Source organism: Pseudarthrobacter sp. J1738, from assembly GCF_050490315.1.
Classification (GTDB): Bacteria; Actinomycetota; Actinomycetes; order Actinomycetales; family Micrococcaceae; genus JBNPEO01.
Window position 1 is genome coordinate 46,026 of sequence record NZ_JBNPEO010000006.1, and the last position, 21,804, is coordinate 67,829.

A 21,804-nucleotide genomic window follows, 5' to 3' on the forward strand; every position below is an offset into this window, starting at 1 on the left:
AGTCAGAGCAGCTGGCCGATGCAGCGGTGGCTGTGCCGTCACCAGTCGCACCGCCCGCGAAGACGCCGACGTTGTGCCGCAAGGATGACTCACGTGCCAAAGGCAGATTTGGGAGGTATCTATGGCCTTGACCAATCTCTTGCCAACGTTGTGGATCTAAAGACACTTTGAGAAGAGCCTCAGTCCCGTTCGACCAGTCGCTGCAATGCCTTTTCGTAGACGTACTCGGTGATCTCGCCGGACATGATCATTGCTACGGCTTTGTTGATGGTCTCCAGCGGCACGACGAACCACTCGGAGGGGTCGTAGTCGCGTCCCTTGCGGTCGACCTGTGTCAGGTTGAGCCGCACTTCGGCGAATACGCGGTGCAGGAGGTGCTCGAGCCACGACGCACGCACATTGTAGAGCCGGTAGTCCGCCAGGACCTTCACGGGTGCCATCAAGTAGGTCGGTGAGTTCGCAGCGTTTTTGATGCGTGTCTCGACGGTCGTGGTGGAGAAGCCGATCTTGTGAAGATCCTTCATTCCGGCAACGAGAGGATCCTTGCTGAGCGACTGCAGTACATAGATGTGACCGCTTTCCACATCAGCATCGAGGACTTCGCTGGCATCGTGGCTTGTCCGGGCCAGCACCTGGCCTTGGGTCTCGTACAGGCGCGTCATGAGGCTTTGCCGGTACATTGCCGACTCAGTGCCGTTCTCAAAGACGACGCGCAGGCGCTGCTTCTGTCTGGGCTTCCCACCGACGATCAGGTCCACGTCCTCGCCGACTTCAGCCACGAAGCACATTACGCCGTTCAGCACGAAGAACGCACCCTCGCGGATAAGATCCATGCCGGTGAAAGGCATCAGTTTGTAGGTTCCCTCGGCGAGTTCGGCGTGCTTGGCCTTGAACAGCGGCACGAACTGGCCGAAGTCCTGGGCCTTCACCCGGTGAGCTACTGAGTCTGGCGCCTCCGGACGCTTGATCACGGGCAGATCCGACACGTCAAGGATGCCGCTCTCATCGCCCAATAGATCGTCCAGTTCATCGCTCGCGAGAAGATCACCGAGTGACTCAGGAGCCGCCTCTACAGCCAGCAGGTCATATTCCGTATCGAGGTGTCTGAGAACTGCGATCTTTTCATTGTTCGTGAGGATGCCATCGAGTCGGGCCCCGAGCTTTCGTTCGGCGATCTCCCGTGTCGTGGAGCTCGGCTGACGCCCATGCACGCGGCGGAATTCAACGATCTCCAGGAACGCACGCTCGAGCCGGTCGGACGAGGTGACCTTCTTGGGCTTTTCCGGAGCGTCAAGGAGCCCGTCGAGGTCGTTGTCGATGAGATCCTGGAGGGAGGAAGGTGCCGGCTCGAAGATATCGTCGGTCTCGCTCATTCGTCTATCACCATTTCAGTTGAGCGCTTTTGGGCTTCCAGCTTCTGCTTGGCCCGCTGGAGCCACAACAGTGCGTCGGCGTACCGTTTCTCTGTCGGGTCCTCTGCCCGAGAGTCTGGTCGCCGACCGTTGACCTTGATCCAGCTCTTGATCCTGGGAACGAGTGCTAGGGCCTCTTCCTCGGTGAATTCCACGCGGGTGGCAGTGATCTGATCCTGGATGATCCGCAGTACCGAGGGAGTCACCGATTTCGACATAACCTCGAAGGCGCGCTGGAACGGGTTTACCGAGTCGATGAGGTTGATGGTGAGCTCGTCGATGTTGACGAATTTCTCGGCCATCTTGATGAACCGTTTGTCACCGACTTCGCGTACTTCACCGTTTTTGATCACGGAGTCCACGACGACCTGCTGCCGCACTTCCTCGACCTGAGATTCGGTGAGGTCCGGGTACTTTTCCCGAATGATCTTGGGGATCAGTATTTTGTTGGTCGTCTCTGCATCGATCGAGCCCGCTGCTGCACGCGTGAACGTGTCATCTTGCAAGATCGTAGCTTTCAAGTCATTCATGTCCGTCTCGACAATCTGCTTGACACGTTCCGTCGAGGGCTCCTTGAAGCCCTTGATCTTTAGCTGACCCGGGATCTTCGAGTCGTCATCGTCGAATTTCTTCGTTTTGAAAGTGAAGTTCTGTGCGAGTACCTGCTCCATCAGCAGCGACGCGGTGATGGCCTTCAGCATGTTGTTCACTGAGACTTTTACCTCGCCCTGTGAGGCGTCGGGCTCGGCGATGAGGTTGGTGAACTGGGCATGGTCCTTGCCGGGACTGTCGCGGGTGACACGGCCAATGATCTGGATAACCTCAGTCAGGGAGGCACGGTACCCGACGGTCAGGGCGTGCTCGGCAAAGGGCCAGTCAAAGCCTTCCTTGGCCATGCCCAAGGCAATAATGATGTCCACTGCATCGCGATCCTTCGAGGCGAACTTGGTGAGGTAGTGGAGCGTGTCAGCGCGTTTTTTCTGATCTGTGTCATCCACGAGATCCGCGACCCGAAGAATCTCACCCGTGTCCTTGTGACGGATATTGATGATTCCGGTCTCCGGGTCAGTATTCTCGACATGACCGATGGCATCGATGATGAATCCGACTTCTTCGATCTTGTCCTTGGTGGATTCACCGGAGTTGATGTTCGGAATATGAACGATGGTCTTCTTGTCCAGGTCCAATACCTCGCCGATCACATCGGTATAGCGGCCCTGGTAGAAGTGATGTCCGATGCCGAGCGAGTGCAGGTATTCGTAGCCGTTGAGCTGGTCGTAGTAGTTGAACGTGACCGGCGTGAACAGTGCCTCGTCCTCAGCCGAAAGAACCGGCACGGAGTCTCCGCGGAAGTATGAGCCAGTCATCGCGACGATGTGGACATCCGAGCCGTTCATGACCTCGCGTAGGAGCGCACCCAACCGATTGGCTTCCGTGTCAGCGGAGACATGGTGGAACTCATCGATCGCCAGCACCGTGCCGTTGAACGCTTCTGGTGCGAGCTTTTCAAACGCGAACCGAAGAGTCGCATGCGTACAGACCAGCGTGGCGTCGGGACCGTTGAGAAAGTCGATAAATGCTCCAACTTTGCCCTGAGAGGAACCAGGATCGCACAGATTGTGCTCATCCTTGATGTCCCAGTCCGCGAAGAACCCCTGCGAGGTGAGCTTTGTCGAGGAAAAGGATGCCCCGATCGATCGCTCGGGAACGGCGACGATGACCTTCTTGCGGCCCTGGTTGTAGAGCTTGTCGAGCGCCACGAACATCAACGCACGTGACTTACCCGAGGCTGGGGGAGCCTTCACGAGGAGATGCTGCGCGTCCCGTTTAGCGAAGACTCGCTGCTGCATCTCTCGCATACCCATGGCATCAGTGTTGACCGACGCTTTAGTGCGGGCATACGTCACGTCGACGATGTTGACCGGCTTGTTCACTTCTTCTTGCTCCCCTTTGCAGACTCTGCGGCTACCATTTCCTCATACATAGCAAAGAGGTCAGACAATCTCTGCTCATCAGTCTCGTAACCGCGCTTGGAATAGATCGAATCCACCAAGGCATCAACCTCGGCATGGGCTTGGCGAAGATCGTCGGGCATAAGGTCCGGGTCATAGAGTTCAGCGAGCGTCCGTTCACAGTGGTACTCGCGGACGTCGAGGATGCGCAAAGCTGCAGACGTGAGACGTTCCTTCACAGCATCACTTATCGGCGGGACTGGAAAGTTGTTGTAAACGATCGTGTTCGAATAGCGATAGTCAGTCTTCATCTGGCCACCGACGGCGCGGGTCCAGGCCATGTGCATTGCCGAAGTCAGCAAAGCGAAAACACTGGGCTCGGCATCGTAAACGGCATAGGCCAAGCTCGAAATTACCGAGTCATCGCCAAGATAACCAATCGGGATGTATTCGCGTCGAGCTGACGAAACGATCGGGAAAATGATGGAATCCGTTTTCCTGTACGCAATATGCCAAAAACGGAACGGCGCGTCAGCAAGAGCGCTCGTGTTCACAGAGGTGCTCGCTGCACGAAATTTTGACACATGCTGTAGACGGCGTTGTACGTCGGGAATCGACGAGGCAATGGACCAGTCGTCGCGCGCAATCCAGAGGCAATATCTTTCCTTGTCGTTGATGAACTCCGCTGACCCCACATACCGCTTGATGAAAGGTCTGATTTGAGGGTATTCATCAACGAGTTTCTCTACGTCGCGCGCCTCAAGGAGGAGCGCGCCGTCGTCCTTGGGCACTGACCCCAGTGACATCACAGGGAGGTTTTGTGATCGGGGCCTACTCTGCCGTTTCATCGCTACATTCTGGGCATCGGCCAGGTAGCCGTTGATGTTTGACGCCTCAATCTTGAGGTCATTTGTGTATATGTACTTCGCACCGGCGCGCGCCGTGCGAAGGTTGATGACGGCGACAGTAACGCCAGCGTTGCGCTTGGCGTTGTTCTCCCACTTAAACGAGGTGTAGGCGTACCCAATCTCAATACCTTTGCCGAAGATCATCGGGAACATCAAACCGACATGCTCTCCCTGGGATACTGAGTTCGTGGTCACAAACGCAAGCTCCGCCCGGGTACCTTCGATGTAGTCTGCTCCCTTGACGAACCACAGCGCGATGTAATCGAGATCTTTGGAGTAGGGCCGCTTTCCGAATACGAAGGGGTAATCTGCCTTCATTTCCTTGTTCTGGGACTTCCCACCCTTATAAGGCGGGTTACCGATGAGATAGATTTCTTCGTTGCCGTAGTTTGGGCAGACGCTGTTCCAATCGACGCGCGTGGCGTTGCCTGCCTGAATCCGGCCAGTCTCCTTTAGCGGGATCAATGGAATGGAGAGGTTGAACTTCTCTTTGAACTCGGTGTTCATCTGGTGTTTAGCGATCCAGAGGGACAGGATCGCCACCTCGACCGCAAAATCGTCGATCTCAAGGCCGTAGAACCTTTCGATGTTGATCTTCGACTCGGCGTACAGCATCTGATGCTTCGGATCGATCTCGAAGAGGCGTTCAAGGATTGCGTGTTCCAGACGGCGCAGTTCCTTGTACGCAATGACGAGGAAGTTGCCGGACCCACACGCAGGGTCGAATACCTTGATCGTGCTGATTCTCTGGAGCAGTGCTTCAAGCTTCTTTACGGAGTCGAACCCCGCATCGAGCTGTTCCTTCAAATCATCCAGGAAAAGCGGTTCGATGGTCTTTAGAATGTTCGGCACTGACGTGTAGTGCTGACCCAAGTTACTGCGTTTGCCCGGGGTGACGATGGTCTGGAACATTGAGCCAAAAATGTCCGGGTTGATCTCCCGCCAGATCAATGTTCCCAATTCGATCAGTAGATCTCGGGCCTTCTTTGTGAACTGCGGCACCACATGCTCAGGTGACATTGTGAATAGCCGGCCGTTGACGTAGGGGAACCCGGCCAGGTGCGCGGGTTTGTCGCTGTCGTTTTCCGTGTCGAGGGCTGTGAAAACGTCGGTAAGAAACTCTGCTGCGTCGGAACCATCCGGTTGCGTATGAGATCCCACTGAGTTGGTGAACTGGTTCTCTTCGAAGATGCCGGTGTCTTCGGCGAAGAAACAAAACAACAGCCGGGTGAAGAACACATTGAGCGCATGACGCCCATGTGCCATGTCAAACATTTCGGGGTTCGCCGACAGGAGCTCGTCGAACAGTTTGCCCATTCGTTCGGCGGCTTTGACATCTGCGTGCGCCTCGGCGACGTACTGTGCTTTCTCCATACCGGCCCAGGGCAGGAAGAACGTGAAGTGCTGATGGATGTCCCGGATCGGGATCATCAAGTTCTCGCCGGTCTTCATGTCGATGGCCAGGAGTTCCGTGTAATCGGTGACAATCACGAAGCGGGTGTTGTACCGGACGACCAACGGTGAGGTCTTCAACTCGTCGATGACCGCGAGAGGATCCCCAGTCGTCTCTTTGAAGTAGACGACGTTCTTCTGAGCCACTTCAGTCGACGGGTCCTGAGCAACGTTCAGTGAGCCATTGCGCAACCTGGTGACGTTGCCCTGGGGCTTGCCGTAGGCCAGCAGCAAACTGAAGATGAACTCCCGATCGTAGGATTCACGGCCCCCGAGAGGGGCAACGCGTTCCTCCACGGCCTTCAGGTTGAGCTTCGCCATTAATGTGATTCCTTCGCGAATGTGATCCTGCTATTGGTGATTATGTGCTTTCCGCTGGGGCAGGCTGAAGTACCCTCGGCAGATGCCCCCGGTTCACGCACGTTGTTACTCCTCACCGAGGCAGTGCACGAGCGCACTGCCCCTCCGTGATCTTATCGGGGACTGGCCGGATGCGCCGCCGTGCCCTGGTCATCGGGCGGACAAAGGGCAGGGAGGCCGGCCAGCGCGACGGCATTAACCTTGAACTCATCGCGACAGAAAGGTCTAGAGGACGAAAGAACAATACTGTCAATCGCTGTCCCAGAACATTGGTACACCTCAAACGTAATGTCTCGACGCATAACGGCAGCGGATTCGAACCATCTCATCCAGCAGGGCCTGGACCCTGGGTGTGGTTAGAAAGTGCCCTCGAACTGGTCCCTGGCTGCGGCCAGCAAGCGTTCCTTGTCATGAAGATGGTCAACCGGCCGGTCCTGCTCGTGGAAGAAGCTGCTCGGGGAGGTCATCCAGTACACCAGGTCTTCGTCGGAGCGTTCGTTCTCTCGGGCCACAGCAATAAGATCCCGCATGACAGGCACAACACTGCCGTGGTCAGTGTCGAATTGGAACCCTGGGAATCTGTAGGAGTTTCCTCGCATGATGCCGGCGATGCTCCCGTCGTTGCGCAGGGTTGACGCAATCGACCCACTAGGTTTTCTGGATCCGAGAAGTTCGGCTACGTCGCGGCTGGTGAGCAGCCCAAATTCCTGCTCGATGGTGCGCCAGATGCTCTCCGCAGCCTGGAGACTCCGAGCCATCGGGGGAGAGACCGCTTCATGGGGCATAGTCATTGCTTCTCCGACGCTGGGTGTTCTGCAGTGAACATGCTCTATCGCCCTTTCTTCTCATGGAGAAGAGTTTCTGATAGATCCATCATGGTGTCACTTTTGCCAATTGAACAAGGTCACGACTGGTGATGTGTGTTCCTGGACTGAGGCGAACCGGATCTCGGACTCACTTTTGTTCGTCGGCCGCTCAACCTTCGATTCATTCGCCATGCATCATCGACGATGCACGGCTTCGGTTTCATCGCGCCATTCCACCGGTGCCTTACCCAGTCCAGCGGTAATGGCGGAAGCCGTTTCGCGCGGGTCGAAAGGTCCCGCGGGATCGGCCATTGTCTGTTCCTCGTCCTGCCAAGAAGTGCCTTGCTACGTCACGACGTAAGTCAGCATGCCTGATCTGTAAGTGCGCCATTGGTTGCCTCAGATTGATGCATCCGGCTGAGGTTGCGCTCAGAAATGCTGCCTGATCCAGTCAGGCATGTTGGGATCATCAATCGTCCACGTGTCCACTAACCGTTCGTCTTCCTGCCAAGTGCTTTCCTTGCCGTCGAAGAACTTCTGTTTGTGGCATTTGTATTTTAAGACATTGTCACCATCGACCCTGTACTCGTTCCAGTAGTAGTTCTGCTTTCCGTACCCGTTCCATTCTTGGGTCCTATAGATAGTCGTCACGCATACCCCCGTATCCTCGAAAAGGAATACTCTCCCGCAGTTGAGAGAGCAGTCAAATGTGTGCAGTTCCTAAGTCTGTGCAGACTGCTGCGTTGCTGATCACGAGTCTAAGTCTTCAGCCGAAAAGTCGCAGAGTCGACGGAACCCAGGGCAATCACCACTGTGAAAAGTCGTCGCGCAGGGCGCCCAGCGCTGAGCGGAGTCCCTATATTACGTTCGTGTCCATCGATAGCCTGACAATCGGCTCGACCCCGCCGGATTCGAAGAAATGGCGCCAAGATAAGCTCAAGTACATGACTGAGACGATCACCGTTGGTGGGTTTACTGAGCCAATTCACGAGGCCGAGCGCCTCGTCCGGCAATATGTCACCGAGTACGGCAAATGGTCCTATCCGGCTTATGACGGCTACCTCCGGGACGCCCCTACCATGGAAGTCCTTCAGCAGGACCTACTCGCGATTACTCTGCTAAACGCCGGTCAGCAGGCCATTCCAACCTATTATGGGCTACTGAAGATACTCCCTGAAATCAACCGGCGCCTCGCCGATCCCAGGCTGAAGGGAACTCTGCAAGAAGCCGATGATGACACACTTGAAGCGATCGCCGACTTGTACGGCATCTTGGACGAGAAACCGCAGCATCAGGTTCAGCTGACGAAGCTCTCCAAGGTTCTGCACCGAAAACGACCGGACCTTCTCCCCCTGTACGACGAAAATATCCGGCGTTGCTACTTCGAATTCGGCGATCCTGTCCGCGTTGTGCCGGTGAAACGGCGGAAGGATAGGGACCGAATGCTCGTCTGGCTTCCGGAGGTCCGCAAGGACCTGCAGGAAGGATCCCAGATTTGGAACGATCTCGCTGCCCTGGCGGCCGATCCGGCGATAAGCCCACTCCGGGCACTGGACATCCTCGGCTGGCGACTCGTGGATAAGGCTACGCCTCGTAGGAAGCGGGCTCGCCGCGCCTTCTGAACGTTCTGGCGTGCAGGGACACAGCGGGCCCAGCTACGAGTAGTGGAACGAGGGGAGACTGGAGATGCAAAGAATGGCCGAGGGGTCGAAGTTATCGAACCAGATTGCCGACATAGACCGCCAGTGCGACGACGCCGACTATGAGAGGTGGCACCCTGACACCACGCGGACCAGCAATAACAGCCGACGCCCCTCTTCCTAGAGGTTGGGGGAATTGGAACGCGTCCCTCGTATATGCCGAAATGTTACTAATGCAATTTGTGTTGGTTTATGAGGTGGTTCTGTTACCAGCTCTCAGGCGGAAGCATTTTCACGCAACCCCCACGGCATAATCGCCTCATGGCATCTATCCAGCACCCACGCACCGGCCAGCTCTCGAAGGATGAGCGCCAATCACCCTCCGTGAAGCCCGACATGAACCGGGCAGTAAAGCTTGTCCAGATTCTCAAACGCGTTGACATGAATGGGATTGATGATCTCGCGCCAATCATAGAGGCGCACGTCGTTGCCATCGACCTCGATCAGCTCGGCAACCCGCCACGACGGGCTCAGGGAGCCGACGCGAAGACCAGCACGATCTCCACCTCCCGCACTCTGTGAAACGAATGCTCACTGAAGAGGAGAAGGCTCGACGGGCCGAAATACTTGCCCGGAAGATCAATTTGCTTCTCGACGCCCTAGTGGACGAGGCAGGGCGGCCCTACGACTACCCGGCGATCGAGGCCGCCGCTGAAAAGACCGGCTATTTCATATCCCGCACCCGCTGGTCGATGCTCAAGAACGGCCAGTTTCAGGTAGTCCCCGACGAGTGCCTCCGCGCCATCGCCACAGTGTTCGGCGTGGACCCGGAGTACCTGCTGTGTGAGGACGCCAAGCTTCCGGCGAACGTGGAAGTGATGCTTTCGCAAGTGCGGATAAAGAGGCTCTATGAAGTACGCGATTTCGCTACCAAGGCTCTGGGCATTCTTGACCCTGAAGGGCTCAGGGCAATAAACAAGATCCTCGACACGGCCTTGCAGCGGAAGATCGACGCCGGGAGATTCTCCGAGCAAGTTGCCGACATGAGGCAGCGGGACGAAGGCCCTTCTCATAGGGTGACCAAACTTCCGGTTACACCCCGAAACGTCTCCGTATCGGCAACGAAGCGATTCCTGGACAAGGGTGATTCCATGGACCGGACGTACGCAACTCCGAAACTAGACGGCCACCGCGTCGCTTTGCGTGGCCGTGTCCTTCCGGAGCAGCACGCCCGTGCCACGACACAGGCAGCACGACACGGACTTTCATTGAGCGACTACCTCGCCGCACTGATCGACCGCGACAACGGCTTGCCCACCCGGCTTGATCAGGAACGGGAGGCTCCTACTCCCAGAGCATCATCGTAAAAAGCAAGGCTCGCATCAGCGGGCCTCGCTCTAAGGTCGCCCAGGCGTCGTCGATGCTGGCGCGGCCTCCATCAGCGGCAGATTGCAGAGCGGACATGAGTCGGTGCGCGTTTGCGTGGGGAGCTCAGCAGGTAGCTTGTTTCCGCCAAGGCGTCGTACTCGTCCTTCGACATCAAGACTGCGGATCCGCGCTTGGACACGATCTCGGCGTGGTCAAGGTTGACCCCTACAATGAGACGGCCGAGGTTCCGCCGAGCCTCGCTAGCTGTTACGGCCATAAGTACCTCCATATGGGGCGGCGAAAAGTAGCCGTATTGGACGTCAGCCGTTGTTGTTCGGCGGCTGACTTTTAAGCATTGTTGCGACCAGTTGACCGATCATGTCCGGGTCTGTTCCGTAGGGGACGAGTCAGAAGCCTGTGCCGTCTGAGTTGCGCTTGCCCGTTAGAAACCTCAGCGCGCCCACAGCCAAATGCAGCCACTCCTCGCCGGAGGCGGCAATGGTCTGCCCTTCATGAGTAACGGTCAACTCTTCGTTTTCGGTCCATGACATCGAAGTGTTCATGGCCCAACCCCACGCGAGCGGGTACATTCCGTCCGGGGGTCAGATTCAGGTTCAGCCCGCACACCTCGGCTCAACATTCCAACCGTAAAGAGAACTTGCTGGCACGCAGCCGCCAGCCGCTGGGACTGTTCCTCAACCAAGGAACTCAGACACTTCCTGCCCCGCCGCGGTTACTCCGCACGCACCGTACCGACGAAGCATCCAATAAGAGCTGCCTTCCCAACTGCCGTTACCACGTGGCTCAATTGGCCGCCACCCGCGGGCAATAGAGCCGGATGGCCAGCGGGCAACCTTTTGGCCCCCTGACCGAACCTTCAGGGGATGGATTGTTCGCTCGCGAGTTGGTGGGCGATTTCCATGGTGGACGTGTAGAAGTCGCGGTAGAGGTTGTAGAGCCGGTCGTAGCGGTTTCTAGCTTCCGGATCAGGTTGAACCCGGTGCGCGGGGGGATTCCAAGTGTCGATGTCGGGGCTACCATCGATGCGGGCGGCGAGCAGTGCTGCTCCGTAGCTGGCTCCGATTGTTGTGGTGGGGATGGTCTGGTCAAGTCCGGTGACATCGGAGACGATCTGGGTCCACAGAGTCCCTTGGGTGCCGCCGCCGACTGCCACTACCCGGTCGATTGGCGCGCCCGCGTCTCGCATGACCTCGATATTGTGCCGTACCCCGAAGGCTGTGGCTTCCAGCGCTGCCCGGTATAGGTCTCCGCGGCGGTGCATTAGGGTGAGGCCCAGGATCGCGCCGCGTGCGTTGGGGTCGCTGATCGGGGTGCGTTCACCGGCGAAGTATGGGAGCATCAACAACCCACGGGCGCCGATTCCGGATGTCTGGGCTTCCCCTAGCAGGGTGGGAAAGCCGGGGGATCCGAACATTTCTCGCAGCCACGCGGTGATGGCGCCAGAGGCTGCCATCCCCCCAGCGAGATTGCGAGTGCCTTCGAGGGCTCCAATGGTGCCCCACATTGAAGGGGTGTAGATGGGTTGGGACACTGTGCAGACCAGGAACATGGTTGTGCCGTACATCAGCATGAGGTCGCCGGGGTTTTGGGCCCCGACGCTGACCGCTTCGGCCCACGCGTCGATGGTTCCCATGATGACCGGGGTGCCTTGGCGGATGCCGGGAACGGCCACGTTTACCTTGCCGATCGGGCTGTCGGACCACAGCAGAGGCGGCAATTCCAGGTCCGGGCAGATGCGTTCCGTCCACGGCCGATACCAGGACAGGCTTCGTGCGTCAAACAGGGGTGAGCATTGGCTGGCCGAATGAAAGTCCAGAGCGTACTGCCCGGTGAGCCGGTAAGCCAGAAACGAAGCAGGCATAAACAGGCGCCTTGCGCGCGCGAAGATGTCGGGTTCCTGTTCGCGCACCCATGCAAGCTTCGGTCCCACAGCCTGAGTAGATAGGTGTGATCCGCCGCGACTCAGGATGGCATCGGCTCCGAGCTCAGCTGTGATTTCTTCAATCTGCTTCGTGGAGCGGGTGTCTACGCCGTAGAGGATAGCTGGGCGTAACGGCGAACCGTGGGCGTCGGTGAGTAGTACGCAGGGGCCCATACCGCTGACCCCGACCGCGACCACCGTCTCGTCGTGACCAGAGGTCAGTTCTGCAGCGACTTGGGTGAATTCTTCCCACCAGATTTCGCCTGACATCTCCACATGGCCCGGACGGGGGCGGGACACCTGGTGCTCGCGGATTACAGAACGTACCACCGTTCCGCCGGGGGTGACGAGTACTCCTTTGCTGCTGGAGGTTCCCACGTCGAAGCCTAAGTACACAGGGTTTCCCAATTGTTCTCCTGGTTCGGACTGGTCGTTGCTTTCAAAGCCGCGAGGCACGGACGACGGGGGAAGGACTCGGCACCGGTCGTCGCTGGTTCGCCGGGTAGCGGAGGACTTGATGGCGTAAATAATGGGCGGTAGCGGTAGCCCGTGAGGCTGACGCTACCGCCGATGTTTTGTTCCCACGGTTAGGAGTGGAGGTTGACACCAGCTCGCTGGGCAAGAACGCGGGCCAGTGCGGATGCGTTCAGGTCGCCCAAACCCTGCTCGAGTGCTTCAGCGAGAATTCCGGCCGCGGCCTCGGTGCCCGGGATTGAGGCGCCGACCTCGGCAGAGAGCTGCCGGATCAGGCCGGCGTCTTTGTGCATTAACTTAAGCGCGAAGGACGGTGTGAAGTCGTCCTGCCGGATGGCAGCTCCCACCCCGCTGTATATGGGCGTGCGGAAATCGGTAACGGCAACGACATCGAGCATCTTGTCCAGATCCAGCCCGCTTGCAGCGGCCAGGCTCATGGCTTCGCCAAGGGAGAGCAACTGGGCCGCAACGAGGAGGTTTCCGACGAGCTTCATCCTGACACCGGATCCGCCCGGGCCCATGTAATGCACACTTTCGCTGATGGCCTCGAGGACCGGCCGGACCTCCTCTAACGCTGCCTGATCGCCGCCGACGACTGTCCATAGTCCGCCGTTTGCCGCCTCCGCTTTTGACCCGAAGACGGGGGCGTCGAGGAAACGAATTCCTTTTTCTTCGTACGCATGACTTTCCCTGCTCGAAAGTTCCACCGAGATCGTTGACAGGTCAACAACGATGGATTCTTTGCTAACGTTTTCGAGCACACCACCGGGTCCGAGCGCGACCTGTTCGACGGCGGCATCGTCGCTGAGGCAGTACAGGACGACGTCGCTGCCTTTGATTGCGTCGGCGATGGAGGGGGCGGTTGTCGCGCCGGAGGGGATCGCTTCCGGGCGGGGGGTGCGGTTCCAGACGGTGAGATTATGGCCGGCAGCGGTGATGTTGGCTGCCATTCCGGCGCCCATGGTGCCGGTTCCTAGGATGGCGACCCGGGTCATGCGGTCACGCTCGCTTTGGCCCAGGACTGCAGGAAGCGCCAGAAGGCCGTTGCGCCAGGGTCCTGCAGGCCGATGCTGCGTTCCTGTAACCAGGCCGCACGCCCTCGTCTGGACTGCAGTGCGCGCGTGTCGACGACTGCCTTTTCCGCAGCTTCGATGGCGGCATTAAGTCCGTTTCGGGCATCGTCGGAGTTGGCGAGGGCTTCCGCTGCGGGTGCGATCGCGTCGAGGATCGTTTTGTCACCGACCTCGGTTTTGCCGCGCTGGGCGATGTTCGCGCCGGCTGCCTTCAGGAAAGTTGCGGCGGCGTGGACGTCTACCGTATCTACGGTTGCCCAAGCCTTGGAGCCTGCCAGCAGGCCTCCGGCGACGAGGGCGGCCATCGTGGAGGGGTTGGCGTTGGCGAATGCTTTGGCGCAAGTTCGGGCGATGTCTGCTGGGGACGTTCCTTCCGGCAAGTCATCGAGGGCTTCGATGACTGCATTCGCGCCGAGAGTGATGGTGATGCCGAGGTCGCCGTCGCCTAGTGCCTGGTCCAGGTCTCGTAGTTCGTCCGCATAGGTGGTCAATTCGGCCAATGAGTTCTGGATGGTGCTGATGAGTTCTGAGTGCATGTGATCACGGCTCCAGGAAGAAGGGGGAGGAAGCGGGGGCGTTGAGCAGGCTGAGCCGTTCGTCGTTCAGCTTCAACAGCGAAATCGATGCTCCGGCCATCTCAAGGCTCGTGGCATATTCGCCGATGTAGTTCTTGGCGATGTGGATGGATCGTCCGCTGAGGATCTGGTGTACGCGCCGGTATATGACGTAGAGCTCTTCCAGGGGGGTGGCGCCCATGCCGTTGATGAGTACGGCTAGTCGGTCGCCGGCGGTCAGGTCGAGGTCCTTGATCAGGGCGTCGACGATTCGGTCGGTGATTTGATCGGCTGTTTCCAAAGGTCCGCGGTGAACGCCGGGTTCGCCGTGAATGCCGATCCCGATTTCCATCTCGCCGTCATCGAGGGTGAAGCTGGCTTCTCCTGTGGTCGGCAGGATGGTAGGGGAGAGCCCGATTCCCATGGTGGCCGTGTTTTCCACGACATCCTCAGCGACACGTGCGACTTTTTCGAGGGTGTCGCCGCGCTCGGCTGCAGCGCCCGCTGCCTTATATGCGAAAACGATGCCGGCAACTCCGCGGCGGTCTTCTTTACGTTCTCTGGGTTGGCTTGCAACGTCGTCGCGGCCGAGCACGGTGCGGGTTTCGATGTCTTCGAGTTCGGCGAGGTCGGAGGCGAGATCGAAGTTGAAGACATCGCCGCCGTAATTGCCGTAGAGATAGAGAACTCCTGCTCCGCCGTCCACGGCTTTGGTGGCCTCAAAGCATTGCTGGGAACTGGGCGAGCTGAACACGTTCCCAATTGCCACAGCGGAACAGAGACCCCGTCCGACGTATCCCTTGAAGAGCGGCAGGTGTCCGGAGCCTCCACCGGTAACAATGCCGACTTTGCCCCTGACCGGGGCATCTGCCCGTATCAGGATTCGGGGGTCCTCACCGGGGGTGCGCACTTTATCGGGGTGCGCAAGCAGGATCCCTTCGATCATTTCGTTAACGAAGTTCCCTGGCTGATTGATGATCTTCTTCACTTCATCGGCTCCTTCTGAGCGGGTAGGATACGGGCGCGGCGGCGAAAGTGCCGACCCAAGTTGAGTTTGCTGTTTCCGACGACCATCACGGAGATAAGAATCACGCCCTGGGCGATCGCATATGCGTATGACGAAAGGCGAACGGCGGTGAAACCGCTTGCTACGACTTGAAGGGTCAACGTAGCGAGAACCACGCCCCAGACGGTAGCGAAGCCGCCGTTCGGGTTGGTACCGCCCAGCACGGCGATCACGATCACGAGCAGGACGTAGGAGGCGCCGTAGTCGGCCGATGCTGTGGGGTTACGGGCAATGAAGAGCAGTCCCGCGATCCCCCCGAGCGTGCCGGTGATGAGGTATGTTCTCATCAGCACATGGGAGGGTCGTATGCCCGAGTATTTTGCGGCAACCGGGTTGGCACCGAGGAGCTGGATGCGAAGGCCCAGCGGAGTGCGGGTAAGCAGGACGCCCATGACGACTGCCATGGCAAGGAACGCCACAAACAACACCGGGACGCCGCTTACGGTGGCGGCGCCTAAGGCGGTAAGGCCGGACGGTGACCCGTATAGGGTCTTTCCGCCCGTCCAGGCGACTGCGAGGCCGTTGTAGATCTGCATGGTTCCGAGGGTGGCGAGAATTGGGGTAATTCCTACTTTGGAGACCAGAAAACCGTTGATCGCTCCGCCGGCCGCCCCGACCAGAAGGCCGAGCAGCACCAGCAAGGGAAGCGCGGACTCCCCCTGCTCACCTAATGCGGTGTAGGCGGTGGAAATGGTGATCGCCGTGAGGTTGGCGACCGAGACGAGTGACAGGTCAATTCCGCCGGTGAGCATCGCGAGCGTCATTGCGATGGCGATCACGCCGACTTCGGGGGATGCCAGCGCGAGGTTTTGCAGGTTTGTTCCGCTGGGGAACACAGCCGGCTTCAATGCTGTGAAGATCGCGAATGAGAGGACCAGTAGGACGAGCATACGGCCCACGCTTGATTCGACGCGTGTGCGTTGCAGGAGTTGGCTCCATCGTGAGTCGACGGTTGCGTTGGCTTCTTGCAGTGGAGAGCGGGTGTCATTGGTGATCATGCGATTGCCTCCGAAGGAACCGGTTGTGCGCTGAGGGGGCGACGGTTCCGGCGGCGGCGCGCTGTCACCGCTTGAACACCCACGCCGAGTACTAGGAGCACGCCCACGGCTGTCCGCTGCCAAGCGCTGGGGACACCTGCGAGGATGAGGCTGTTGTTAATGACCTGAACCAGGAGAACGCCCAGCACCGTACCCAGTACAGATCCCTTTCCACCGAAGATGGACGCCCCTCCCAGGATGACCGCTGCGATGGTGTCCAGTTCACTGCCGACAAGGAGCTGCGGGCTGGCGCTGCGTCCCATGATCACGTAGAACATTCCACCAATGGCCGCCATTGCACCAACGAGGACATAGACGATCATCTGAGTGCGTGCCACGCGGAATCCGGCGCGGTGCGCCGCTTCGCCGTCGTCACCAACGGCGAAGACTGCTCGGCCAAACATCGTCCGACGCAGCACCCACGAGAGCAGGAACGCCATTGCAAGCGCCGGAACAATGAACAAGTGCAGGTAAGCCTGGCCGTTCTGCGTGCTGACCTCTGCGACGTTCGTGGTCGAAAGAGCGGCCATCGATGAGGGCAGGTCCGCTATGTACTGTGAACCGACAAACGTCAGAAGCGCTCCTTTGAAGATCCCTTGGGTGCCCAGGGTCACGATCAAGGTCGGGAGGCGGAACCGAGATATGACCGCTCCGTTCACCGCTCCAAGTGCAGCGCCGATCAGCAGTGCCACGACGAAGGCTGAGAGGACACCCACCGTGTCCAACCCGTTGTCGAGGATCCTCGTCGTGCTATAGGCGGCGAAAATGGCAACGGCTGCGAAAGATACATCGATGCCGCCTGAGATGATGACCACCAGAACGCCGAGTGCAAAGATCAACGGAACTATGGACCCGCGCAAGATGGAGAAAGCGGTAGGCAGGGTGAAGAAGGTTCCGTTTGCGAGGGACATGCCGATAACGAGTACGATCAGGACGAGGGCGAGGATGCCTTCGTTGTTGGCTCCTCGGAGCCGACGTAGGAAGCTGGGGGTGTGATTCATGCTGCCACCTTCTCCCTGATCGATTCGATGGTGACGGCGTCACCTTCAAGAACATCGGTGATCCGGCCATGCCGGACGACTAGTACGCGGTGGCAGCTGGCAACCAACTCGGGCGCATCGTCGGAGATGAGCATGATTCCCATACCGGAGGCTGCCTCGGCCCGCAGGATATTGAGAATCTCGGCTTTCGAGCCCACATCGACACCGACCGTTGGTCCGTTGAGGATGAGCACTTGGGGATTCCTGGCGAGCCATTTGGCCAGGACAACGCGCTGGGCGTTGCCGCCTGAGAGCGTCCTTACAGGCGCTTGAACGTTGGGGGCCTTGACCCGCAGCTGGGTGAATAATCGGTCGATGGTCGTCTTTACCGCATGGCGGTTCAGTAGACGCCCGCGGTTAACATGCTGATCGAGGGAACTGGCGATGATGTTGTCGGCTATGGGCTTATCGAGGAAGAGGCCCTGCGAGAGCCGGTCTTCGGGAACGTATCCGATGCCTGCGGTGATCGCGTCACGGATATGACGGAGACGAACGGTTTTGCCTGCAACCTTGACCGTACCGGCGTCCGGCGGGAGTGCGCCAAACAGGGATTCGGCAATTTCGGTTCGCCCGGACCCGAGCAGCCCCGTCAACCCCAGGATTTCTCCCCGCCGAAGCGAGAAGGAAACGGACGTATAGGCGCCCGCGAGTTCGAGCCCCTCGACCTCTAGAACCGCTTCCGCGGTGGGGACGAGATCGATGACGTTTCGGGTTTCGTCCAGCTTGCGTCCGGTCATGTGTTCAGCGATGACGCTGGACGTCAGACCATCGGCCCGGGCTGTAATCACGAGCTTGCCTGAGCGCAGGATGGTAACGCGTTGGGAGACTTGCAGCACTTCATCGAGTTTGTGCGAGACGAAGATCAGACCCACCTGGCGCGCCTTCAACCTTTCTACGACGGCAAGGAGCCTGTTGACCTCACTGTGCGTGAGGGCCGTGGTGGGTTCATCCATGATGAGGAGGCGGGCGTTGCTGTTCAGCGCGCGGCATATCGCCGTTAGTTGTTTGTCGGCGACCGAGAGTTCCTCGACCGTTGCGTCCAAATCAATGTTCAAGCCGAGGTCTTCGGTGACCGCCAGGGCTGCCTCGCGCGCCTCTCGGGGGCTGAACGTCCGCCTTCGGTTGGCGACCGAAGAAGTGATCGCGATGTTCTCGGCAACACTCAGGCTAGGGAACAGGGAGAAGTCCTGGTAGATAACCTGGATACCTTGCTTGATGGCGTTGGTCGTGTCCATGACAGTGTGGGTCACACCATCGATGACAATGGTGCCCGAATCAGGCCGTTCTGCGCCGGAGATGATTTTGATGAGCGTGGATTTGCCGCATCCATTTTCGCCCGCCAGGCAGAGGACCTCGCCCGGATAAACCTCGAGCGACACGCTGTCCAGAGCCTTCACTCCGCCGAAGGTCTTCACGATCTCACGCACCGCCAAGAGGGGGGTGGGCTGATCTGGTTGTGCTGTGGTCAAGGCACTCGATCCTTTCCATGGGGTGTGGGGGGGTGGGTCGCCCACACCGGGGGGGGTGAAAGGTGTGTTTTTTTGTGCCCTTGGCATCCGCTTTTATCGAGGCGTCGCCGAGGTAGACGTTGTCGTATCCCTTGAGTTTGGTCAGGTGGTGGTACCCCTCGATGCCGAGGTCCGTGCCCTCCTGAATTTTTCCGCCGGTGGCGATAATTCGGGCGGCTTCAAGCTGGGCCTGTCCTGCGAGGGCCGGGTCCCAGAAGAAGATCTTCTGAATGCTGCCGTTGGCCAGGTACTTGGCTGCGGCAGACGGGATGGAGGTGCCCATGACGCAGACCTTGCCGGTCAGGCCGGCTTCTTCGACGGCGCGGGCGATTCCTGGCACGTCGTTACCGGCCGAGCCCTCGAAACCCTTGATGTTGGGGTGCTTGGCGAGGACTTCCTTGGCCTTCTGATAGGCGGCGGCTTCATTGTCGGTGCTTTCAATGGGATCCTCGACGCGCTTCATTCCGGGGAAGTTCGCCGTCTGGTAGTCATACGCTGCTCCCACCCATTCCATGTGGGTCTTTGCGGTGAGGCCACCGACGAACTGAACGTAATCACCCTGGCCCTTCATGCACGTCCCAAGGCTCTTCATGATCTTTTGGCCATAGTCAGCGTTATCGAACGCTTCGATGTCCGCGTCCACGTTCTTGATGCCGGTGGCCTCGTGGGAAATGGTGATGATGCCTTTCGCTTTGGCTTGGGCGAGGACGTTAGAGAGGGCTTCCGGGGAGTTCGGTACCACCGTGATGGCAGTGGGCTTTTGCGCGATCAGGTCCTGGATGATCTGAATCTGCTTTTCGGGGCTTACATCGTTAGCGCCCTCTTCGCGTGCATCAATACCGGTTCGCTTAGCGTAGTCCTTGACGCCCACCTCCATCCGGTCAAACCAAGCGATGCCCTTTAGCTTGACGACCGTAACCATGGTCATGTCTGAAGGTTTGAGGTCCTTCGATCCTGTTCCTGAGCTGGCCGAACTGCCGCCGTTGACAGAGCCGCATGCTGAGAGGAGCACTATCGACATACATGCCGCCAGCGCTGCCGAGGTCCGCTTGAGATTCATGGCCACTTCCTTGTGATCGAAGAAATCGGTGGGATGCACGTTCGTGTGATCCGATGCACATCTAAGCACAGATGAACACCTGATGTCGAGCATGTTTCAAATAATCGCGCAGAATTCGTGCACGTATATGCGTGTTATCGTGCATTTGCTCGTGCTAATCTGAGGTTCAACCAATAGAAGGGGACGTAATGGCGCGTGACGAGCGAATCGTCGAGCTCGTCGATAAACATGGCTTCCAAAGCGTGGCGGGCTTGGCAGGGATGTTTGACGTAGATGCTTCAACCATCCGCCGCGACCTTGAGCGCCTCGCAGCCAAAGGCCTGGTAGTGCGTACGCACGGAGGTGCGGCCCCGTTTGGGGAGGGCCAGCGGGAGCCCGGGAACGCAAGCGGCTCACATTTGGCGGAGAAACGATCAATCGGTGCTGCCATGGCCCAGCGCCTCCACGAGAACCAGACAGTTCTGCTCGATGGCGGCACAACGTGCATTGAGGTTGCCCGGCACCTGCGCAGAATGCGACTGACCGTCGTCACGCACGACCTTAGGGTCGGCATTGAGCTGGCGGGCAACCCCGACGTAAACCTCGTCTTTGTAGGAGGGGAACTGCTCCCAACGACGACTTCCATGTGGGGACCAACCTCGCTGCAGCAAATAGAAAACCTTCGCGTGAATGTGGCGGTCTTCGGGGCCGAAGGCGTCACCGACGACGGCATTTACGCAATGTCGAGCTACCAGGTCGAACTCAAACGTAAAATGCGCGCCATCGCGGGGCAGGCATTTTTCGTTGCCGACAGCACAAAGTTTGGTCGTGATGCTTTGTTCAAAGTGTTTGGATTCGAGGACTTTACCGCCGGCATCACCGACGATGCTCTCGATCCCATCCGCGCGGCTGCGTGTCCCGTTCCGCTCATCCGAGTGTCGGCGAAAGGCTAGACTGCTGCCGTCGAGGTCGTTGCGTCACGAACATCTCCTTATCGCGACTGAAGCTGATCTGCAGCATCATGCGGAGATATGAGTCTCAACAACTATGTCTCGCAGGTCGGGTCTCAGAACGGGGGTTTCCGAGACCTGCCACCTGCTCGGGCGTCACACGCGCCAGAGGTCGAGTGACTCCCAGTCGTCAGGGACACCTATCGATTGGATCGTCAACGCGTGCGACGCAGGGAAGGCGCGGAAGAGCTCGGCCAGACGCAGCGCCCAGGATCGCTCAGCTTCGACTGACCGCAGCATGTAGGCGATGATCGCCAAGGCGTTGTAGGTACCGAGGTCCTTCTTGGGTGCATCCGGCGCGCGGAGATGGTCGAGGAGTGGCACGCTTCCGATCGGTGGCCGGGAGGGCGCGTTCTGGAGCTTGCGGTTGAAGAGGCGAGCGTGGTGGGCCGCGGCATTGCGCACGTAGTTCAAGCTGGCGAGCCAGCTGATCATCATCTTCTTCTTCGGGACGCCGAACGCGAGAGCAACTTCCTCAGCATCTTTCTGGAGCATGCCCCGGTAGAGATTAGAGAGGTGGCCCAGTTCCAGCAGTTCGGTCAGCGCCCACACTGGCATGTGATCGTCGTACTTCTCGCGGAAGTGGACGACGAACTGCTCGTCGGAGCTGTCCCGGCGCTGCCTGACCCGCTCCAGCCATTCGACCTGCTTGCTGGCCCGTGGATCACGGCTGTCAGTGTTCCCGCGGGTGAACGAGTCGTCGAAGCAATCGGGGTCTTCATGCGCGAATGCCGAAGCTCTTCCGAGCACATAGCCGGTCCGCATGCGCACCGCCACCTCGATGCGCTCCACGCCTTCCATGACCAGCAAGCGCAGTCGCCGATCGAATTCGATGATCGACTCGGCGTGGTGCACCGCGGTGCCTGGCCGGTACTTGTTCAACACACGGATCTTCGTATTGTCCTCGTCGTCCACGTACTCCTCGGACTCGAGGAATGAATACAAGTAGCCTGTCACGCGGTAGTAGCCAATCGACTGCAGCAGCCCGACCGCACGCGCCGGGTCGTCGACTTCAAGCCCACGCTGCGCGAGCCGCTCAACCTGCTCCTCGAGGGGCAGCCACTTCTTCGTGTACTCCACGGTGCGCTTCTCCTGCATAAAGAAAATCAGCCCGCGCCTTGCGGCAACGGGCTGATCGTGATGTATGTGAGCGTAGCACGGGT

The 21,804-nt window shown here is 58.9% G+C and carries 19 protein-coding genes; 4 read left to right on the forward strand and 15 right to left on the reverse strand.

From position 1 onward, the window contains the following. Positions 1-179 precede the first annotated feature (179 nt). From ACQR35_RS09575 to ACQR35_RS09590, 4 genes are all read right to left on the reverse strand, one after another. Positions 180-1,373 carry a GIY-YIG nuclease family protein gene (locus ACQR35_RS09575; protein ID WP_430269882.1) on the reverse strand — a complete coding sequence of 398 codons (1,194 nt, stop codon included), beginning with the start codon at positions 1,371-1,373 and terminating at the stop codon, positions 180-182. After that, entirely contained in the window at positions 1,370-3,346 is a 1,977-nt protein-coding gene (locus ACQR35_RS09580; RefSeq protein WP_430269883.1) for a DEAD/DEAH box helicase, read from the reverse strand. The genes ACQR35_RS09575 and ACQR35_RS09580 overlap by 4 nt, the downstream gene beginning before the upstream one ends. Next, positions 3,343-6,045 (reverse strand): DNA methyltransferase, encoded by a 2,703-nt coding sequence (locus ACQR35_RS09585; RefSeq protein ID WP_430269884.1) that lies wholly within the window; start codon positions 6,043-6,045, stop codon positions 3,343-3,345. The genes ACQR35_RS09580 and ACQR35_RS09585 overlap by 4 nt, the downstream gene beginning before the upstream one ends. Before the next feature lie 395 nt (positions 6,046-6,440). Continuing rightward, a complete protein-coding gene (locus ACQR35_RS09590; RefSeq protein ID WP_430269885.1) occupies positions 6,441-6,875 on the reverse strand; it encodes a hypothetical protein in 435 nt (144 codons plus the stop codon). Positions 6,876-7,834: 959 nt separating this feature from the next. On the opposite strand from ACQR35_RS09590, the gene ACQR35_RS09595 reads away from it, so the two are divergent. The 3 genes from ACQR35_RS09595 to ACQR35_RS09605 all read left to right on the forward strand — a co-directional run bounded on the left by ACQR35_RS09595 (position 7,835) and on the right by ACQR35_RS09605 (position 9,897). Then, the gene (locus tag ACQR35_RS09595) at positions 7,835-8,512 is read left to right on the forward strand and encodes a DUF6308 family protein (RefSeq protein ID WP_430269886.1); all 678 of its coding nucleotides are present in this window, start codon (positions 7,835-7,837) and stop codon (positions 8,510-8,512) included. Positions 8,513-8,851: 339 nt separating this feature from the next. Continuing rightward, a complete protein-coding gene (locus tag ACQR35_RS09600) occupies positions 8,852-9,112 on the forward strand; it encodes a hypothetical protein (RefSeq protein WP_430269887.1) in 261 nt (86 codons plus the stop codon). Between the two features lie 5 nt (positions 9,113-9,117). Continuing rightward, positions 9,118-9,897 carry a hypothetical protein gene (locus ACQR35_RS09605; RefSeq protein WP_430269888.1) on the forward strand — a complete coding sequence of 260 codons (780 nt, stop codon included), beginning with the start codon at positions 9,118-9,120 and terminating at the stop codon, positions 9,895-9,897. A 71-nt stretch (positions 9,898-9,968) separates the two neighbouring features. Here the strand turns inward: ACQR35_RS09605 and ACQR35_RS09610 are convergent, their stop codons facing one another. The 10 genes from ACQR35_RS09610 to ACQR35_RS09655 all read right to left on the reverse strand — a co-directional run bounded on the left by ACQR35_RS09610 (position 9,969) and on the right by ACQR35_RS09655 (position 19,652). Then, entirely contained in the window at positions 9,969-10,175 is a 207-nt protein-coding gene (locus tag ACQR35_RS09610) for a type II toxin-antitoxin system Phd/YefM family antitoxin (RefSeq protein WP_430269889.1), read from the reverse strand. 130 nt (positions 10,176-10,305) lie between these two features. Next, the gene (locus ACQR35_RS09615; RefSeq protein WP_430269890.1) at positions 10,306-10,461 is read right to left on the reverse strand and encodes a hypothetical protein; all 156 of its coding nucleotides are present in this window, start codon (positions 10,459-10,461) and stop codon (positions 10,306-10,308) included. A gap of 314 nt (positions 10,462-10,775) precedes the next feature. Beyond that, positions 10,776-12,248: an FGGY-family carbohydrate kinase gene (locus tag ACQR35_RS09620; protein WP_430269891.1), complete on the reverse strand. Its 1,473-nt coding sequence runs from the start codon at positions 12,246-12,248 to the stop codon at positions 10,776-10,778. 179 nt (positions 12,249-12,427) lie between these two features. After that, a complete protein-coding gene (locus ACQR35_RS09625) occupies positions 12,428-13,309 on the reverse strand; it encodes an NAD(P)-dependent oxidoreductase (RefSeq protein WP_430269892.1) in 882 nt (293 codons plus the stop codon). After that, positions 13,306-13,923, reverse strand: a complete 618-nt coding sequence (locus ACQR35_RS09630; protein ID WP_430269893.1) for a dihydroxyacetone kinase subunit L — start codon at positions 13,921-13,923, stop codon at positions 13,306-13,308. Before ACQR35_RS09630 ends, ACQR35_RS09625 begins: the two co-directional genes overlap by 4 nt. 4 nt (positions 13,924-13,927) lie before the next feature. Beyond that, on the reverse strand, positions 13,928-14,929 hold the full coding sequence (locus tag ACQR35_RS09635; protein ID WP_430269894.1) for a dihydroxyacetone kinase subunit DhaK: 1,002 nt from the start codon (positions 14,927-14,929) through the stop codon (positions 13,928-13,930). Continuing rightward, on the reverse strand, positions 14,926-16,005 hold the full coding sequence (locus ACQR35_RS09640) for an ABC transporter permease (protein ID WP_430269895.1): 1,080 nt from the start codon (positions 16,003-16,005) through the stop codon (positions 14,926-14,928). The genes ACQR35_RS09635 and ACQR35_RS09640 overlap by 4 nt, the downstream gene beginning before the upstream one ends. Then, positions 16,002-17,045 carry an ABC transporter permease gene (locus ACQR35_RS09645; protein WP_430269896.1) on the reverse strand — a complete coding sequence of 348 codons (1,044 nt, stop codon included), beginning with the start codon at positions 17,043-17,045 and terminating at the stop codon, positions 16,002-16,004. Before ACQR35_RS09645 ends, ACQR35_RS09640 begins: the two co-directional genes overlap by 4 nt. Next, on the reverse strand, positions 17,042-18,553 hold the full coding sequence (locus tag ACQR35_RS09650; protein ID WP_430269897.1) for a sugar ABC transporter ATP-binding protein: 1,512 nt from the start codon (positions 18,551-18,553) through the stop codon (positions 17,042-17,044). The genes ACQR35_RS09645 and ACQR35_RS09650 overlap by 4 nt, the downstream gene beginning before the upstream one ends. Further along, the gene (locus ACQR35_RS09655; RefSeq protein ID WP_430269898.1) at positions 18,504-19,652 is read right to left on the reverse strand and encodes an autoinducer 2 ABC transporter substrate-binding protein; all 1,149 of its coding nucleotides are present in this window, start codon (positions 19,650-19,652) and stop codon (positions 18,504-18,506) included. Before ACQR35_RS09655 ends, ACQR35_RS09650 begins: the two co-directional genes overlap by 50 nt. Positions 19,653-19,840: 188 nt before the next feature. Here ACQR35_RS09655 and ACQR35_RS09660 point away from each other — a divergent pair, with 188 nt between their 5' ends. Further along, complete coding sequence (locus ACQR35_RS09660; protein ID WP_430269899.1) at positions 19,841-20,584, forward strand: DeoR/GlpR family DNA-binding transcription regulator; 744 nt, start codon at positions 19,841-19,843, stop codon at positions 20,582-20,584. 153 nt (positions 20,585-20,737) lie between these two features. On the opposite strand, the gene ACQR35_RS09665 is transcribed toward ACQR35_RS09660, so the two are convergent. Next, positions 20,738-21,739, reverse strand: coding sequence for an Abi family protein (locus ACQR35_RS09665; RefSeq protein ID WP_430269900.1), 1,002 nt, complete (start codon positions 21,737-21,739; stop codon positions 20,738-20,740). Positions 21,740-21,804 lie beyond the last annotated feature (65 nt).

Coding starts and splice junctions, on each gene's coding strand:
- ACQR35_RS09575 (WP_430269882.1), bottom strand. CDS start 1,373: ATGAGCGAGACCGACGATATCTTCGAGCCGGCACCTTCCTCCCTCCAG.
- ACQR35_RS09585 (WP_430269884.1), bottom strand. CDS start 6,045: ATGGCGAAGCTCAACCTGAAGGCCGTGGAGGAACGCGTTGCCCCTCTC.
- ACQR35_RS09590 (WP_430269885.1), bottom strand. CDS start 6,875: ATGACTATGCCCCATGAAGCGGTCTCTCCCCCGATGGCTCGGAGTCTC.
- ACQR35_RS09595 (WP_430269886.1), top strand. CDS start 7,835: ATGACTGAGACGATCACCGTTGGTGGGTTTACTGAGCCAATTCACGAG.
- ACQR35_RS09600 (WP_430269887.1), top strand. CDS start 8,852: ATGGCATCTATCCAGCACCCACGCACCGGCCAGCTCTCGAAGGATGAG.
- ACQR35_RS09605 (WP_430269888.1), top strand. CDS start 9,118: ATGCTCACTGAAGAGGAGAAGGCTCGACGGGCCGAAATACTTGCCCGG.
- ACQR35_RS09610 (WP_430269889.1), bottom strand. CDS start 10,175: ATGGCCGTAACAGCTAGCGAGGCTCGGCGGAACCTCGGCCGTCTCATT.
- ACQR35_RS09615 (WP_430269890.1), bottom strand. CDS start 10,461: ATGAACACTTCGATGTCATGGACCGAAAACGAAGAGTTGACCGTTACT.
- ACQR35_RS09625 (WP_430269892.1), bottom strand. CDS start 13,309: ATGACCCGGGTCGCCATCCTAGGAACCGGCACCATGGGCGCCGGAATG.
- ACQR35_RS09630 (WP_430269893.1), bottom strand. CDS start 13,923: ATGCACTCAGAACTCATCAGCACCATCCAGAACTCATTGGCCGAATTG.
- ACQR35_RS09640 (WP_430269895.1), bottom strand. CDS start 16,005: ATGATCACCAATGACACCCGCTCTCCACTGCAAGAAGCCAACGCAACC.
- ACQR35_RS09645 (WP_430269896.1), bottom strand. CDS start 17,045: ATGAATCACACCCCCAGCTTCCTACGTCGGCTCCGAGGAGCCAACAAC.
- ACQR35_RS09655 (WP_430269898.1), bottom strand. CDS start 19,652: ATGAATCTCAAGCGGACCTCGGCAGCGCTGGCGGCATGTATGTCGATA.
- ACQR35_RS09660 (WP_430269899.1), top strand. CDS start 19,841: ATGGCGCGTGACGAGCGAATCGTCGAGCTCGTCGATAAACATGGCTTC.
- ACQR35_RS09665 (WP_430269900.1), bottom strand. CDS start 21,739: ATGCAGGAGAAGCGCACCGTGGAGTACACGAAGAAGTGGCTGCCCCTC.